Below are 14,740 nucleotides of genomic sequence, written 5' to 3' on the forward strand. Positions count from 1 at the left end.
AGGCGGACGCGAAGCCCAAGCCGGAGGCTGCCCCCGCGCCCGCCGCGGACGCGAAGCCCAAGCCCGAGACGACCCCCGCGCCGGACGCGGACGCAAAAGCCAAGCCGGACTCCGCGGCCGACACGGGAGCAAAGGCCAAGCCCGGGACGGCTCCAGTGGCCGAGGCGGACGCGAAGCCCAAGCCGGAGGCTGCCCCCGCGCCCGCCGCGGACGCGAAGCCCAAGCCCGAGACGACCCCCGCGCCGGACGCGGACGCAAAGCCCAAGCCCGAGACAGCCGCAGAGGGCGGCACGGACGTGAAGCCCAAGCCCGAGACCACCCCCGCGCCCGCCGCGGACGCAAAGGCCAAGCCGGACTCCACGGCCGGTGCGGACGGCGGCGCAGAGGCTGACGGGAAGACCGAGGCGGAGGACGCCGAGACCGAGGCCGAAGGCGAAGCCGAGGCGGAGGGGGCCGAGGACGCTCCCGAGGACGCCGACGGCGAGGACACCCCGCAGGGGCCACCCGCAGCCGACGACGAGACCCGCACGGGCGGTGCGGGTGGGAACGGCACCGACGCCGAAGGCGAAGCCGAGGCGGAGGGCGCCGAGGGCACCCATGCCGTCGACCAGCCCACCACCCTCTTCAAGGCGATATCGCCCAGGCCGGCCCCGCAGGTCGACCAGCCGACGACCATGCTCAAGCTCGGCGCCAGGCCGACCGCGCCGAAGGGCACCCCGGCGTCCGACCCCGAGCGCACCAGCAAGTTCGTCGCGCTCAAGAACGACATGGCCCCGGCGACGAAGCCCGCCACCGAGCCCGCCGCCAAGCCCGCGTCCCAGCCCGCCGGCAAGCCGGACGCCACCACCTCCGTCCCCCACGTCGGCCCCGAGCGCACCACCCAGCAGCCGCTCCCGCCGAAGCCCCCGCTGGACCTCCTGGCGGAGCTGACGAACACTCCGCCGCCCCCGGAGACCCCGGTCCGCACGATCGTGCGCCGGGTCAAGATCTGGACCCCCCTGGTCCTGCTCCTGGCGATCGTCTTCGCGGTCGTACAGACCCTCCGCCCGCTGCCGTCCCCCACCCTCGCGCTCACCGGCAAGGACACCTACACCTTCGACGGCGGCACCACGACCCTGCCCTGGCCGGGTGAGGGCCAGGGCTGGATCGACGTCGCCGGCATCGGCACGATGGGGCACTTCGGCAAGCAGACCCCCGTGGCCATCGGCTCGGTCGCCAAGACCATGACCTCGTACATCATCCTCCGGGACCACCCGCTGAAGCCGGGCCAGGAGGGCCCGAGGATCACGGTGGACCCCCGGGCGGAGAAGGAGGGCGGCTACAGCAAGAGCGGCGAGTCCACCGTCAACACCCTCCACGCCGGTGACCGCCTCACCGAGAAGCAGGCCCTGTCGGCCGTCATGATCCCCTCCGCGAACAACATCGCCCGGCTCCTGGCGCGCTGGGACGCGGGCTCGGAGGCGGCGTTCGTCAAGAAGATGAACGCCACCGCCAAGGAGCTGGGGATGACCAACACGACGTACACCGACCCGTCGGGTCTGAAGGAGACCACCGTCTCCACGGCGGAGGACCAGGTGAAGCTCGGCCGCCTGGTCGTGAAGAACCCGGCCCTGGTCGCCATCACCAGCGCGGCCAGCTGGACCGACCCCACCGGGCACAACTGGCCCAACTGGAACAAGCTGCCGTTCCAGATGGGTGCGATCGGCATCAAGACGGGCAGCACCACGGCGGCCGGCGGCAACCTGCTCTTCGCGTCCCGCAAGACGGTCGGCGGGCAGACGGTGACGATCGTCGGCGCGATCCTCGGCCAGCACCGGGGGACGTCGATCCTCGACACGGTCAACGCGGTCAGCAAGACCGCGCTGCTCGCGGCCCAGGACGCGCTGACCTCCTCGACGATCCTGAAGAAGGGCGCCGTGGTCGGTTACGTGGACGACCAGCTCGGCGGCCAGACCCCGGTCGTGCTCACGAAGGACGTCCCGGCCGTCGGCTGGGCGGGCCTGAAGGTGAAGCTGTCCTTCACCTCCGGCAAGGTGCCGCACAGCGCGAAGGCCGGCACCCGGGTGGGCGCACTCACCGTGGGTGACGGTTCGGCCGGTGCCGTCAAGATCCCGGTGGCCCTGCAGAAGGACCTGGCCGAGCCCGGTTTCGGTGCCAAGCTGACCCGCCTGGGCTGATCGCACCGCGTCCCGCCCGCCGCCTGCAGCCCGCCTGCGGCGCCCCCACCCGGGGGCCCCGCGGCGGGCTGCGTGCTAGCGTCACGAATCGGGGCAGGTCGCCGGTCACGGGACACGACCGCGAACTGAACGGAAAGCGGCCGGTAACACCAGGAGACCGGGCCGAGAACAGAAGCGGCCGGAAGACCACGGACCACGGCCGCGAACAAAAGACGGGACACGGGGAGTGCCTTCAGGTGGCCACAGCGGAGCCGACACGCGCCGACGACGCCGATCCGGGCTCGGGATCCGGCCCGCGAATACGCCTGTCCACAGCTGACCGGGAGCGTCGCACCGACCTCCCGGACGGTCGCCCCGGCCTGCCCGGCGATCGCACCGACCGCTCGGCCGGCCCTGCCGACCGTGATCGTCCCGGCGCCCGCCCGAGCCGGCTCGCGGGGCTCCTCGCCGCCGCCGAACCCCTCCGGCAGCGGATGCTGCGCCACCCCGTGCTGTCCATGACGGCCCTCGCGGGTGTCCTGCACATCATCTGGTTCTTCACCTTCGCGAACAGCGGCGGTGATCTCGCGGCCCAGGACGCCTGGGCGGAGTTCGTCGGCCGGCACCCGGACTCGGCGTACAACCTCGCCTGGTACGGCGGCATGCACCCGGTGTCGTACAGCGTGGTGTCGCCGTATCTGATGGCCGTCCTGGGCGTCCGTACGACGATGATGATCGCCGGGACGGTCTCGGCGGGCCTGCTGACCCTGGTCATGATCCGCAGCCGGGCGGTGAAGAACCCGCTGTGGGCCTCGCTCGCCGGGATCTTCGCGCTGCTGTGCAACGCGATCTCGGGCCGGGTGACCTTCGCGCTCGGCACGATGTTCGCGCTCGGCGCCGTGGCGGCCGTCTTCTGCTGGCCGTACCGCTGGCGGTACAAACGCTGGGCGAAGGCGGCGGTGGCCGCCCCCCTGGCCGGTCTCTCCACCATGGCCTCGCCCGTCTCGGGGCTGTTCGTGGGCCTGGTCGCGGCCGCACTGTTCCTGCAGAAGCGGCGGCCGGGCGCCTGGGCGCTGGGGCTCGCCCCGACGGCGGTGGTCGCCGCCTCCTACTTCCTCTTCCCGTTCTCGGGCACCCAGCCGATGACCATCTGGTCGGTGATACTGCCCCTGCTCTACGGCCTGCTGTGTCTGTTCCTGGTGCCGAAGGAGTGGGTGACCGTCCGGCTGACCGCCGCCGTCTACAGCGTCGGCGTGGTCCTGGTGTGGCTGATCAGCTCGCAGATCGGCTCGAACATCTCGCGGCTGCCGATGCTGTTCGCGGGAGCGACGCTCATCGCCGCGCTGCCGTTCACGGTGCGCAAGTCGCGCAGGTGGTACACGACCGTGCTGGCACTCCTCGGCTTCCTCGGCTGGATCGGCTTCAAGACGGTCGACGACATCATGCACACGACCCCGGCCGCGTCCTGGGCCCGGGAGCTCGCCCCGCTCGTCCACCAGCTGCAGAAGGCCGGCGCCGAGAAGGGCCGCGTCGAGGTCGTCCCGGCCCGCTCGCACCGGGAGGCGTCCGCGCTCGCGCCGTACGTCAACCTGGCGCGCGGCTGGAACCGGCAGGCCGACATGGAGCGCAACCCGCTCTTCTACGACGACACACTGAACTCGGCGAACTATCACGAGTGGCTGCAGCGCTGGGCCGTCCACTTCGTCGTCCTGCCCAAGGACGACCCGGACGGCGACGGCGGCGAGCGTGAGGTGGAGCTGCTCCGGCGCGGGATGCCGTATCTGAAGCAGGTCTGGGGCGACGCCAACTGGCAGCTGTTCCAGGTGACCGATCCGACGCCGCTCGCCGAGCCCGACGCGGTGGTGGACCGGGCCGGGCAGGGCGAGATGACGCTGCAGGTGCGCAAGGCCGGGCGGATCCTGATCAGGATCCCGTACTCGCCGTGGCTGAGCATCGTCGACGAGCACGGCAAGAGCCTGAAGGCGCCGCAGGAGACGAAGGCGAAGACGTACGTCAACGTCAACGGGTGTCTGACGGAGACGCCGGAGGACGCCAAGGGCGACAAGTGGACGGTGCTGCTCGCTCCGCGGGCGGGGACGTACAGGCTGGCGGCGCCGTACCAGTTGCCTCGCGGTACTCCGTGCCCCGACGCGCTGAAATGATCTCCCCCCACCCGCTCGTCCGGAACTGTCAGCCGCGCAGTTCCGTGACGTAGCGGTCCGTGCCCGGGATCGTGGGGATGAACGGCGCGATCAGCTCCAGCCTCCCCAGCCCCGACCCGGCCACCTGCTCGTCCAGATCCGTGAAGCGGCCCTCCCAGCACTCCCGCGGGTCCTGCTCCAGGAACCACAGCAGGGTCAGCCGGGTGTCCACGCCCTCGACCTGCCGGACGTAGGTCATGCGGTCGCCGGGCAGCGGGGTGGGCCGGAACACGGTCACCATCGCGGCCGGGGAGCCGGACAGCCGCTCGGGCAGGTGCCGGACGCGCAGCCACTGCAGCAGCTCGGCCCGCTGCCCGGCCGACTCGCTGTCGATCACCTCCAGCACCAGCCCGGCGTAGGGGTGGTCCAGGGCGTGGAAGTCCCTGGGGCCCGCCGCGCCGTCCCGGTACACCGTCGTCTCGTGGTCCTGGAAGGCCGTGAAGACGTGGGTGCGGTCGTGGTAGACCCGGGCGTCCCGGTTGAGGCGCCTGTTGATGCCGACGGTCCACTTCATGTGGTCGTCGTAGCGCCCGTCGGTGATCCAGTAGGTGGAGAGGTAGCAGCCGGTGGTGACGGGCCGGGCGACCGCCGACTTCTCGGGATGGCGCAGGAGCTGCAGGTCCCGGGTGGCGACCCAGCGGCGGCCCGCGTACATCCAGGGCATGGCCATCGCGCCGGCGTAGTAGTGGTCGTCCTCGTACCAGCGGTTGTAGGCGTATTCGTGGCCGGGGTGCGGTTCGACCATGGTGATCAGGGCGTGGCCCGGGTGGACGCCGTACGGGCCGACGGCGGCCAGCTCGCCGTACAGCTCGCTGCGGGTGTCCTCGCTCATGCGCTTCCCCTTTCCTGCGGTGCGCCATACTCTGACGCCCCGTCAGATAAACCGCCATACCGCGGGAGGCACCGATGTCCCTGCTCGCAGGCAAGACCGTGGTCGTCTCGGGAGTCGGCGTCGGGCTCGGCCATCAGGTCGCCGCGGCCGTCGTGCGGGACGGCGGGAACGCGGTGCTCGGGGCGCGCACCGAGGCGAACCTCGCCAAGAGCGCGGCCGGGATCGACCCGGACGGCAGGCGTACGGCGTACCGGCCGACGGACATCACCGTCGAGGACCAGTGCGCCGCGCTGGCGGAGCTGGCGCGGGCGCGGTTCGGCGGCATCGACGCGGTGGTGCACGTGGCCGCCATGGATTCCCACTTCGGCGGACTGGAGGACGCGGACTTCGCGACCTGGCAGTCGGTCATCGACGTGAACCTCCTCGGCACCCTGCGCATGACACGCGCCTGCCTGCCGGCGCTGAAGGCGGGCGGGGGCGGCTCGGTGGTCTTCATCGGGACCCAGTCGGCACTCGCCGCTCCCTCCCAGGTGCAGCAGGCCGCGTACGCCGCCTCGAAGGGGGCGCTGACCAGCGCGATGTACTCACTCGCACGGGAACTCGGACCGCACCGGATCCGGGTCAACACCGTACTGCCGGGCTGGATGTGGGGACCGCCGGTGCAGGCGTACGTCACCTTCACCGCACAGACGGAAGGAGTGCCGGAGGCGGAGGTCCTGGGCCGCCTGACGGAGCGGATGGCCCTGCCGGACCTGGCGACGGACGGGGACGTGGCGGACGCGGCGGTGTTCCTGTCGTCGGACCGGTCGCGGGCCATCACCGGACAGTCCCTGCTGGTCAACGCGGGAGAGCTGATGCGCTGAGACAGCCGGCACGCCACACGTGAGCGTTCATGTTCATGAACATGAGTCATCAAGCCGAACGATTTTGCCGTGACTTGACCTTATACTTGCTTGTCGCGTTCATGCAGCCACACCCACGATCGAGCACATGAACAGTCTCGACTGGGCCGTACTCATCGGCTACTTCGGTGTGATGGTCGCGATCGGCGTCTGGTCGCACCAGCGCGTGGACGACGTCTCCGACTTCTTCACGGCCGGCGGGAAGATGCCCTGGTGGCTGTCCGGCATCTCGCACCACATGTCGGGCTACAGCGCGGTCATGTTCACCGGGTACGCGGGTATCGCCTACACCTACGGCGTCACCTCCTTCGTCACCTGGTCCTTCCCCATCGCACTCGGCATCGCCATCGGGTCGAAGCTGTTCGCACCGCGCATCAACCGGCTGCGCTCCCGGCTCCATGTGGCCTCCCCGCTGGAGTACCTGAGGAACAGCTACAACCTGCCCACCCAGCAGGCGCTCGCCTGGTCCGGCATGCTGCTGAAGATCGTGGACGTGGGCGCGAAGTGGGCGGCCATCGCGACCCTGTTGTCCGTGTTCACGGGTGTCACGCTGAACCAGGGCATCCTCATCACCGGTGCGATCACGGCCGTGTACTGCACGATCGGCGGTCTGTGGGCGGACGCGCTGACCGAACTCGGCCAGTTCGTCATCCAGTTGCTGGCCGGCGTCTCGATGTTCGTCGCCGTCGTCCTGAAGCTGAGCGACAAGCACATCGGCTTCCTCGACGCCTGGAACCAGCCGGCCCTGCACGGCCACGGCAAGCCGCTGGTCGGCCCCTACGGCACGGTCTTCCTCCTCGCCTTCCTGTTCATCAAGCTCTTCGAGTACAACGGCGGCATGCTCAACCAGGCGCAGCGCTACATGGCGACCGGCAGCGCGTACGCGGCCGAGCGCGGAGCCCGCCTCTCGGCGATCCTGTGGCTGGTCTGGCCGGTCGTCCTGTTCTTCCCCATGTGGATGTCCCCGCTCCTCGTCCACGCCCAGAAGCCGGACGGCTCCGACTCCTACGGCCTGATGACCCGACAGCTCCTTCCGCACGGGCTGTTGGGCCTGGTCGTCGTCGGTTTCTTCTCCCACACGATGGCCATGTGCTCCTCCGACGCGAACGCGATCGCGGCGGTGTTCACGCGGGACGTGGCACCGGTGCTGTCCGCTCGCGCGCGGGCGTGGGGACAGCGGTCGGGGCTGATCGCCGCCCGTGTCACGACAGTCGTCTTCCTGGCCCTGTCCATGGCGGTGGCGACGCAGGTCAACTCCCCCGCGTTCAAGGACATCATCACGGTCGTCATCAAGTGGGTGGCCGGTCTGATGGGGCCGATCGCGATCCCGATGATGCTCGGCCTGCTCCGCCCGTTCCGCCGCTCCGGCCCCACGGCGGCGCTGACCAGCTGGGCGGCGGGCCTGCTGGCGTTCTGGCTGGTGAACTACCCCATCAGCTGGAACGTCTCCGGCGGGGTGCCGCTGCAGTACCAGGTCTCGGTGCCGCTGGCGGTGTCCCTCGTCCTGTACATCGTGATCGGCCATGTGAAACCGGAGGACACACCGGAACGCCTGGCGATCATCGAGAAGGTGAATGCGGACGGGGATGCGGTGGCCGCGGTTCCGGTGCCCGCGAGTGCCGGGGACGACGTGGTGGGTACACCCAACCATCCTCTGTAACCTGCCGGTTGACATTGATCGACAGGAACGGGGAACCGATGAGCATCGAAGCATGGCGGGCCGCCTCCCGGCTGGTGGGCCGCCGTACCGCCCTGCGCTGTCTCACCGTCGGCGTCGGCGCATCGCTGCTGGCGGCGTGCAAGGGGAACGACGAGGGCAAGGGGAAGCGGCCTGGGAAGAGCCAGAGGACGGGGGACGGCAAGGGCACGGCCGGCACGGGCGGGTCGTCACCGACGCCCGGGGTGACCGGAAAGGCGTTCGCGGCGTTCGTCCGTGGCTCCTGGAAGGTCACCTCGAAGCCCTCCTCCGGGGCCCCCTTCTCCTACTCCATGAACATCGCCGACGGCACGTGGTCGATGAACGGCAGCGGGAAGTCGGTCAAGGGCACATGGGCGCTCCAGGGCGGCCGCCTGGTGATGAGCGTCCCCGAGGACATGGGCGGTGACAGCTCCGGCGGACAGAGCGCCGCCGCCTCCAACGTCCCCGCGTCGGTCGGCACCTTTGTGAACCAGGTCCTCCCCTGGCAGCCGCCCGGGACGTCCAGCGCCGCTTCCGGTCAGCGGCTGGAGGTGATGTACGCCAACAAGGTCCTGCACATCAGGCACGTGGACGAGAACGGCAGCACCACGGAGCACACCTGCACCCGGGCTTAGGACCACCCCTGACCGCGCGTCCGGGCCCGGCTCAGGCGCGTGGGTACCGGGCCAGCCACCCCGGCGACGACCCCGCGGGCCCGTGCAGCGCGGGGCCCTGGGTCATCTCCATCGCGAAGTCGTCGGCGAGTTCCAGCATCGTGGGACGGCCCTCCAGCTCCGCCAGCCATCCCGGCGGGAGGGCCGTCTCACCGTGCAGGGCGCCGAGCAGACCGCCGGTCAGCGCGCCCGCCGCCGCCGACGGCCCGCTCTGGTTGACCGCCAGACACAGGCCGTGCCGCACGTCCTCCCCCACCAGCGCGCAGTACACGGACGCCGCCAGCAGCCCGTCCGCCGTACCGTCGCCGGCCAGTTCCTCCACCCGCGTGGGACCGGGAATCCCCTGCCGCACCGCACCCAGCGCATGCTGCAGCGCGTCCGAGACGGGCTGGTGACCCGGTCGGGCGGCAAGCAGGGCCAGGGCCCGCTGCACGGCACCGTCCAGGCTCTCGCCCCGGGCCAGCGCATGCACGATCACGGCGTACGCGCCCGCCGAGAGATAGGCGATGGGATGCCCGTGGCTCTGGGCCGCGCACTCCACCGCCAGCTGCGCGACCAGCTGCGGCTCCCAGCCGACCAGCAGCCCGAACGGCGCCGACCGTGCCACCGCCTCCGGACCCAGCTCACCGGTGTTCTTCGGTGACTCCAGCGTGCCCATGATCTCGTCGCCGAAGCCGATGAGCAGCGCCCGGGTCGGCTCCCGCCGGGCGTACAGCCACTCCTCGCGCGCGAGCCAGCCGTCGTCCTTGCGCCGCTCGTCGGGCCCCCAGTCCCGCTGGGTGGCCGCCCAGCGGAGGTACGCCCGGTGCAGATCGGTCGGCGGATGCCAGGCGCCGGTGTCCCGGCGCACCTGGGCGCGTATCAAGCCGTCCACGGTGAACAGCGTGAGCTGGGTGTGGTGGGTGACCGTACCGCGCCGGCCGTGTCCGAAGACCAGGTCGAGCAGGCCCTCGGGGCCGTAGGCGGCCCGGATCTCCTCCAGGGACAGCGGATCGGCGGGGCCGCCCAGCGCATCGCCCACGGCGACCCCGAGCAGGGCGCCGCGCACCCGACTGCGGAAGTCCTGCTGTTCGGCTCGGCCCCAGACGGTGCCGGATGTCGCACCCACGCAGACCTCCTCATGGCACCGTCCGTCCGTACGACGCTAGGCACTGTAATCGACGGGGAACGGTCCGTTCACGGGGGCAAATCACCCGCCGCGGGTCATTCCCGCCCAGCCACGAGCGCTTCGACTCCGTCGAGGATCCGGTCGAGTCCGAAATCGAGCGGGTCGGTGCCGGTCGGGTCGAAAGCGCCGTCGGCGATGGCCCGGGTCAGTGCCGGGAACCGGTCCGCGTGGCGTTCGAGGACCTCGCCGGTGAGGCGGTTCCACTCGCGGTCCTGGTCCGCGTCGAAGTCGGCCGCCTGCTGGGCAATGCTGCGCACCAGACCGACGACCAGGACGAAGACCTGGTGCCGCTGGGCGGCCGGCAGGCCGGTGGGCTCCAGGGCCGCGTGCGCCGCGTCCAGCCAGCCGAGCTGGTGGGGGCCCATGACCTGGCGGCGCATCGCGGTGGCGGCGAGCGCCCAGGGATGGGCCCGGTAGACCTCCAGGCACCGGCGGGCCCACAGCCGTGTCCCGGCCCGCCAGTCGCCCTCCGCCGCGGACAGGTCGGGGACCTCGGCGAGCATCGACTCGATCATGAGGTCGACCAGTTCCGCCTTGCCGGGCACATACCGGTAGAGCGCCATCGCCGAGACCCCGAACTCGGCGGCGACCTTGCTCATCGAGACCGCGTCCAGCCCCTGGGCATCGGCCAGCTCGACGGCCGCCGCGGCGATGCGCTGCGGGGACAGCGTCGGCTTCGGCCCGCGCGTGGGCTGTTCCTGTTCGCCCCACAGCAGCGCGAAGGCCGTCCGCCGGTCGCGGTCCTGTGCCTGCTCGTTCTTCCGCCCGCCCAAGACGTCCCTCCCGATCGCCACTGCGAAGTCTGTTGACTCCGCCAGACAACTGTATATACCGTAAACGCAGAGAACAGCTGATGGCATAAACAGTTTAGGTGGAACACCATGCTGCTGACCTACCGCGCCCTCAGGCGCCGCGCTCTCGCCAAGAAGCTGGCGATCACCACGCCGAACGGCATCGACGAGTCCTCGTACGTCCGCATCGGCGGCATCGACCAGTGGATCTCCGTCCGCGGCGAGGACCGGACGAACCCCGTGATCCTGGAGATCCACGGCGGCCCCGGCGCCTCCAACCTGATCTTCGTCCCGCGCACCCGCGCCTGGGAGCGGCACTTCACGATCGTCCGCTGGGACATGCGCGGCGCAGGACGGACCTTCGCGGCGGGCGGCCCCGAGGGCCAGGGCGAGCTGACCCTCGACCGCCTGTACCAGGACGCCCTGGAGGTCACGCACCACATCCGCACCCGCCTGGGCGTGGAGAAGGTGATCCTCCTCGCCAACAGCTTCGGCACGGTGACCGGTCTCCGTCTGGCCCGCAACCACCCCGAGCTGTACGCGGCGTACGTCGGCACCGACCAGAACATCATCGGGGGCGGCCGTGACACCACCGCCTACGAGGCGCTGCTGGGCCGCCTGGAGAAGGCGGGCAAGAAGAAGCAGCGGGCGACGATCGAGGCGATGGGCCCGGACCGCTCCGCCTGGTCGGCCCACGCGTGGGCCACGTACGCGAAGACGATGGTGACGACCGACCCGCTCACCTACGACACGATGAAGACGGTCGTGATCCGCTCCCTCTGGTTCTCCCCGCTCCACACCCTGCGCGACCTGCGCACCTACCTCAAGGCCCAGACCTTCTCGGAGCCGCTGGGCCCCCAGGCGACGACGGTCGACGAGTACACCGAGGGCACCGCGTTCCGCCTCCCCGTCTTCCTCTTCCAGGGCGACAGCGACGTCCTCACTCCGCCGGAACCGGCCCGCCGCTTCTACGAGGCGCTCACGGCCCCGGTGAAGGACTTCGCCCTCATCACCGAGGCCGGCCACTTCGCGTCGTTCCGCCACCCCGGCCAGTTCCTGAACCTCCTGCTGACCAAGGTCCGGCCGGCGGTGACGGGGGAGGCGGTGCGCTGAAGCAACGGGGAGCGCGGGGGTCAGCCGCCGTCCTGGGTCCGGGCCGCCCTTCTGCGCCTCGGCGCGACCGCCTTGCGGATCTCCTCGGTGGCCGCGCGGAACGCGGGTGCGGCGTGCTCGAAGTAGTCGAAGAGCAACGCCCGCTGCTCGGGGCTGTAGCGGGACAGGACCTCGGCGATGTGACGGCGGGCGGGGCCCACGACCTCCTCGACCCGGGCGAGCGCGTCCGGGACCGGTTCCACGATCACCCGCCGGCGGTCCCTCGGGTCCGAGGTGCGACGCGCGTACCCGGCCCGCTCCAGGCGGTCGATCAGGCGCGTGGTGGCACCGGTGGTCAGGCCGGTCCTGGTGGCCAGTTCACCCGAGGTGAGACCGCCCTCCACCGCGATCAGGCTGAGCGCGTACCACTCCGAGGTGTGCAGGCCGGCGGCTTCGGCACTGGCCAGCCCCTGGAGGCCTACGGCATCGAGGTACTGACGGAAGATCACATGCTCGTCGCCGCCGCCCAAGGGGGTTGCCATCACCCGGCTCCTCTCCTACATTTATCTGCACGGATGCAGATACTGCTTACGTTCAGAATCTGCACGCAGTCTAACGAGCAGGGGAGAACTCCACCATGCCGAACCCCACCGCCCCCGACGTCACCGCCGTCACCGCCGTACTGGACGAACTCGTCGCCGCCTGGGAGCGCCAGGACGCCGACGCCTACGGCGAGCTGTTCACCGAGGACGCCACCTACATCACCTACGTCGGCACCTTCTACCAGGGCCGCCGGGACATCGTGGACAGCCACCGCGCCCTGTTCACGAGCTTCCTCAAGGGCACCAAGCTCGCCGACGAGGTCCTCGACATCCGCTTCCACGGCCCGGACGTGGCGGTGGTCAACGGGCGTGGCGACACCTACAAGACCAAACGACCGCGCAAGCTCACCAAGATCCAGACGTACACACTGATCCGGCAGCACGACGGCACATGGCGCATCGCGGCCTTCCACAACACCAAGCGCAAGCCACTGATGGAATCGATCTCCTACAGGTTCAACCCGGAGCTGGTCCCGGCGGCCGAGAGGTGAGCGGACGTCACAGCACGTTCAGCCGTACCAGGTGACGTTGCAGACGTAGACGCACTCGTGGCGGGGTACGGCGAGGAAGCTGATGAAACCGCGACCGCCTAGAATGTCGAACTCGCGCAGTCCACCCTCGCGATCGAAGGGCCGGCCCACCTTGACGGCGTCGTGGCCCAGGGCGGCCAGTTCCGTCGCGAGCCGCTCCACCTCCGCGACGACTCCCGGCGGCAGCTGTCCCGTGACGTAGTCGGCGCTCGGGTTGTAGTCCCAAGCCCAGTCCGTCACAGGCCGGCCTCCGACTCGGCCGTCTCGCGGATCGCGCGGATCTCCGCGATGGCCGCCGCAGGATCCTGCTCCCCGGCATCCACGATGTGCTCCAGTTCGCGCAGGCGAGCAGCCCGTTCCGGATGTCGTTCGATGGCGACGAACACGGCCCAGGAATGCACGAAGGCACGCAGCGGCGCGAGGCTCTGGGTCTGCTGGGCGTTGGTCGTGGCCTCGAAGAGGTGCTGCGTCAGCGCCGGAATCCGACTTGGTGCGATGCGCGCGACCGCCGCCCGCAACGCGTCCGGCGTCAGCTCGGGCATGGGGATCAGCGGTCCGTACGGGCCGTCGGTCTGGGCGCTCACGGTGACCTCCGGTGCGAGTGGCTCGGTCCTCGTACGGTACCGGTGGAGTCGGCGGTACGCCGGTGACGTGGCGCTCATGCCACGGCCGCGGACGGCATACGGCAGTCGCGGCACCGGCCCGGCCCAGGGGCGCGGAAGGCCCGTTCGCAGCCGTCGCAGGTCTGGAGCGGAGATGGGCGGTGCGGCTCCGGGCGGGGTGGCGCGGCCGGGAGGTGCGGCGGCAGTTGGGCGGTGAGGCGGTGCTGCAGGAAGGCCGCCGGGTGCTTGATCGGGTCCTGGGGCAGGCCGGTCGTCAGGGTGCGCACCACGGCGGTGGGTGGCACTCCTCGCTCCAGCCACTCGGAGACGGCCGGCGCCAGGCGCTGGACGTCCCGTTCGGTCAGGAGCAGGCGGGAGTCATGGGCCCGGAGCCCGGCGAGCAGTTCGGTGGCCCTGCCGGGTGGTGCGGGAGCCTTCGGAGCGGCGGCGGGCTCGGGGGCAACCGGGGCCGCGGCTGCCAGCGCGGCCCTCGGCTTGTTGTACGAGATCGTCCGGGTCGTCACTTGCCCCGATTGAAGACGCTCCCTGGGGCGCGCGAGGTATCCGTGTTCCTCCAGCTCGCGCAGGGCCGCCGCGATCCGGATCTCACCCTCGGGGAACTTCGCTGCCAGAGCCTTGATGCCGATCGGTGTGCCCTCCGGCAACGACTGGATGTGCAGTGCCAGGCCGATGGCCACCAGGGACAGCTCGGGGTGCTGGGCCAGGTGATTGCCGACCACGGTGAAGTTGTCGTGGTGGGGTTCGTTCACGTGGGTGACTCCGGACGAATGCCGGGCCTTCGGGCGCGCGGGCGCGTTACGCTGCTTGTCAGTCATCGGGAAGGTCTCTTCTTCCTTGGTGATCAGGCCCTCGCACTGGGATGGCAGTCCCGGCGGGGGCCGATGCATGTGTGGACGTGTTGTCGTCCCTGACGCTGCACCACAACTGCCCGGCCGCGCCACTTGCGTTGGGCATATTCACTCCGGCGAGTGAGCGACGGGGGCGGTGGGGGTGGGTTCGGTTCTTTCCCCGGTTCTTTGGTCTTTGGGGTCGGGACCCACCGGGTCATGGACCGCCGCGACCCGGTACGAGTTCGGCCCATACGGTCTTCGCGTTCGCCGGCGCCTCTTCCACGCCCCAGCGGTCGGCGTACGCCGCGACGATCCGCAGGCCCCGGCCGGTCTCCGACCCCTCGGCCACCGGGTCGTGGAGACACGGGACCCGGTCGCCCCGGGGGTCGGTCACCTCGATACGGAGGGTGCCGTCGTCACGGAGCGCCAACCCCAGCCGGAAGTCCCGCCCCCGCACCCGCCCGTGCAGTACGGCGTTGGACGCCAGCTCCGCGACGATGTGCGCCGCCCCCTCGAACGGCACGCCCCACTCGTCCAGTTGGCGCTCGGTGAGGAGACGGGCGAGACGGGCACCCCTTCGAGTGGCGGACAGCTGGATCCTGAGGCAGGTTTTCTCATTCACGTCACCCAGCGTGGCCGTCCCTCCCTACTCTGAACAGCG

General features: G+C 70.7%; 15 protein-coding genes. 7 read left to right on the forward strand and 8 right to left on the reverse strand.

The features are described 5' to 3' along the window. Together ACZ41I_RS27995 and ACZ41I_RS28000 are read left to right on the forward strand one after the other, a co-directional pair. Window positions 1-2,177, forward strand: a 2,177-nt coding sequence (locus ACZ41I_RS27995; protein WP_468515368.1) for a D-alanyl-D-alanine carboxypeptidase, incomplete at its 5' end; no start/stop codon positions are given. 236 nt (window positions 2,178-2,413) lie between these two features. After that, a complete protein-coding gene (locus ACZ41I_RS28000; protein WP_399776066.1) occupies window positions 2,414-4,318 on the forward strand; it encodes an MFS transporter in 1,905 nt (634 codons plus the stop codon). Window positions 4,319-4,346: 28 nt separating this feature from the next. Here ACZ41I_RS28000 and ACZ41I_RS28005 read toward each other — a convergent pair whose 3' ends face one another. Beyond that, window positions 4,347-5,189, reverse strand: a complete 843-nt coding sequence (locus tag ACZ41I_RS28005; protein WP_363215228.1) for a hypothetical protein — start codon at window positions 5,187-5,189, stop codon at window positions 4,347-4,349. A 74-nt stretch (window positions 5,190-5,263) separates the two neighbouring features. Between ACZ41I_RS28005 and ACZ41I_RS28010 the strand changes: the two genes are divergently transcribed. From ACZ41I_RS28010 to ACZ41I_RS28020, 3 genes are all read left to right on the forward strand, one after another. After that, complete coding sequence (locus tag ACZ41I_RS28010; protein ID WP_468515369.1) at window positions 5,264-6,052, forward strand: SDR family oxidoreductase; 789 nt, start codon at window positions 5,264-5,266, stop codon at window positions 6,050-6,052. A gap of 127 nt (window positions 6,053-6,179) precedes the next feature. Continuing rightward, window positions 6,180-7,751 (forward strand): sodium:solute symporter family protein, encoded by a 1,572-nt coding sequence (locus ACZ41I_RS28015; protein WP_468515370.1) that lies wholly within the window; start codon window positions 6,180-6,182, stop codon window positions 7,749-7,751. A 38-nt stretch (window positions 7,752-7,789) separates the two neighbouring features. Then, window positions 7,790-8,404, forward strand: a complete 615-nt coding sequence (locus ACZ41I_RS28020) for a hypothetical protein (protein WP_399776072.1) — start codon at window positions 7,790-7,792, stop codon at window positions 8,402-8,404. 31 nt (window positions 8,405-8,435) lie between these two features. Here the strand turns inward: ACZ41I_RS28020 and ACZ41I_RS28025 are convergent, their stop codons facing one another. Beyond that, on the reverse strand, window positions 8,436-9,551 hold the full coding sequence (locus ACZ41I_RS28025) for an ADP-ribosylglycohydrolase family protein (protein WP_468515371.1): 1,116 nt from the start codon (window positions 9,549-9,551) through the stop codon (window positions 8,436-8,438). 95 nt (window positions 9,552-9,646) lie between these two features. Next, complete coding sequence (locus ACZ41I_RS28030; RefSeq protein WP_399776076.1) at window positions 9,647-10,384, reverse strand: TetR/AcrR family transcriptional regulator; 738 nt, start codon at window positions 10,382-10,384, stop codon at window positions 9,647-9,649. Window positions 10,385-10,492: 108 nt separating this feature from the next. Between ACZ41I_RS28030 and ACZ41I_RS28035 the strand changes: the two genes are divergently transcribed. Next, window positions 10,493-11,515, forward strand: a complete 1,023-nt coding sequence (locus ACZ41I_RS28035; protein ID WP_468515372.1) for an alpha/beta fold hydrolase — start codon at window positions 10,493-10,495, stop codon at window positions 11,513-11,515. Window positions 11,516-11,535: 20 nt separating this feature from the next. Here ACZ41I_RS28035 and ACZ41I_RS28040 read toward each other — a convergent pair whose 3' ends face one another. Continuing rightward, on the reverse strand, window positions 11,536-12,036 hold the full coding sequence (locus tag ACZ41I_RS28040; protein ID WP_468320353.1) for a MarR family winged helix-turn-helix transcriptional regulator: 501 nt from the start codon (window positions 12,034-12,036) through the stop codon (window positions 11,536-11,538). Between the two features lie 95 nt (window positions 12,037-12,131). Here ACZ41I_RS28040 and ACZ41I_RS28045 point away from each other — a divergent pair, with 95 nt between their 5' ends. Further along, on the forward strand, window positions 12,132-12,587 hold the full coding sequence (locus ACZ41I_RS28045; protein WP_468515373.1) for an SgcJ/EcaC family oxidoreductase: 456 nt from the start codon (window positions 12,132-12,134) through the stop codon (window positions 12,585-12,587). A gap of 18 nt (window positions 12,588-12,605) precedes the next feature. Here the strand turns inward: ACZ41I_RS28045 and ACZ41I_RS28050 are convergent, their stop codons facing one another. From ACZ41I_RS28050 to ACZ41I_RS28065, 4 genes are all read right to left on the reverse strand, one after another. Next, window positions 12,606-12,866: a hypothetical protein gene (locus ACZ41I_RS28050; protein ID WP_399776082.1), complete on the reverse strand. Its 261-nt coding sequence runs from the start codon at window positions 12,864-12,866 to the stop codon at window positions 12,606-12,608. Next, window positions 12,863-13,210 carry a DUF6247 family protein gene (locus ACZ41I_RS28055; RefSeq protein ID WP_468320356.1) on the reverse strand — a complete coding sequence of 116 codons (348 nt, stop codon included), beginning with the start codon at window positions 13,208-13,210 and terminating at the stop codon, window positions 12,863-12,865. The genes ACZ41I_RS28050 and ACZ41I_RS28055 overlap by 4 nt, the downstream gene beginning before the upstream one ends. Before the next feature lie 74 nt (window positions 13,211-13,284). After that, window positions 13,285-14,064: a helix-turn-helix domain-containing protein gene (locus tag ACZ41I_RS28060; RefSeq protein WP_468515374.1), complete on the reverse strand. Its 780-nt coding sequence runs from the start codon at window positions 14,062-14,064 to the stop codon at window positions 13,285-13,287. 229 nt (window positions 14,065-14,293) lie between these two features. Beyond that, window positions 14,294-14,710, reverse strand: a complete 417-nt coding sequence (locus tag ACZ41I_RS28065; protein WP_468320703.1) for an ATP-binding protein — start codon at window positions 14,708-14,710, stop codon at window positions 14,294-14,296. Between the last annotated feature and the right edge of the window lie 30 nt (window positions 14,711-14,740).

Source organism: Streptomyces sp. NPDC030799, from assembly GCF_055572255.1.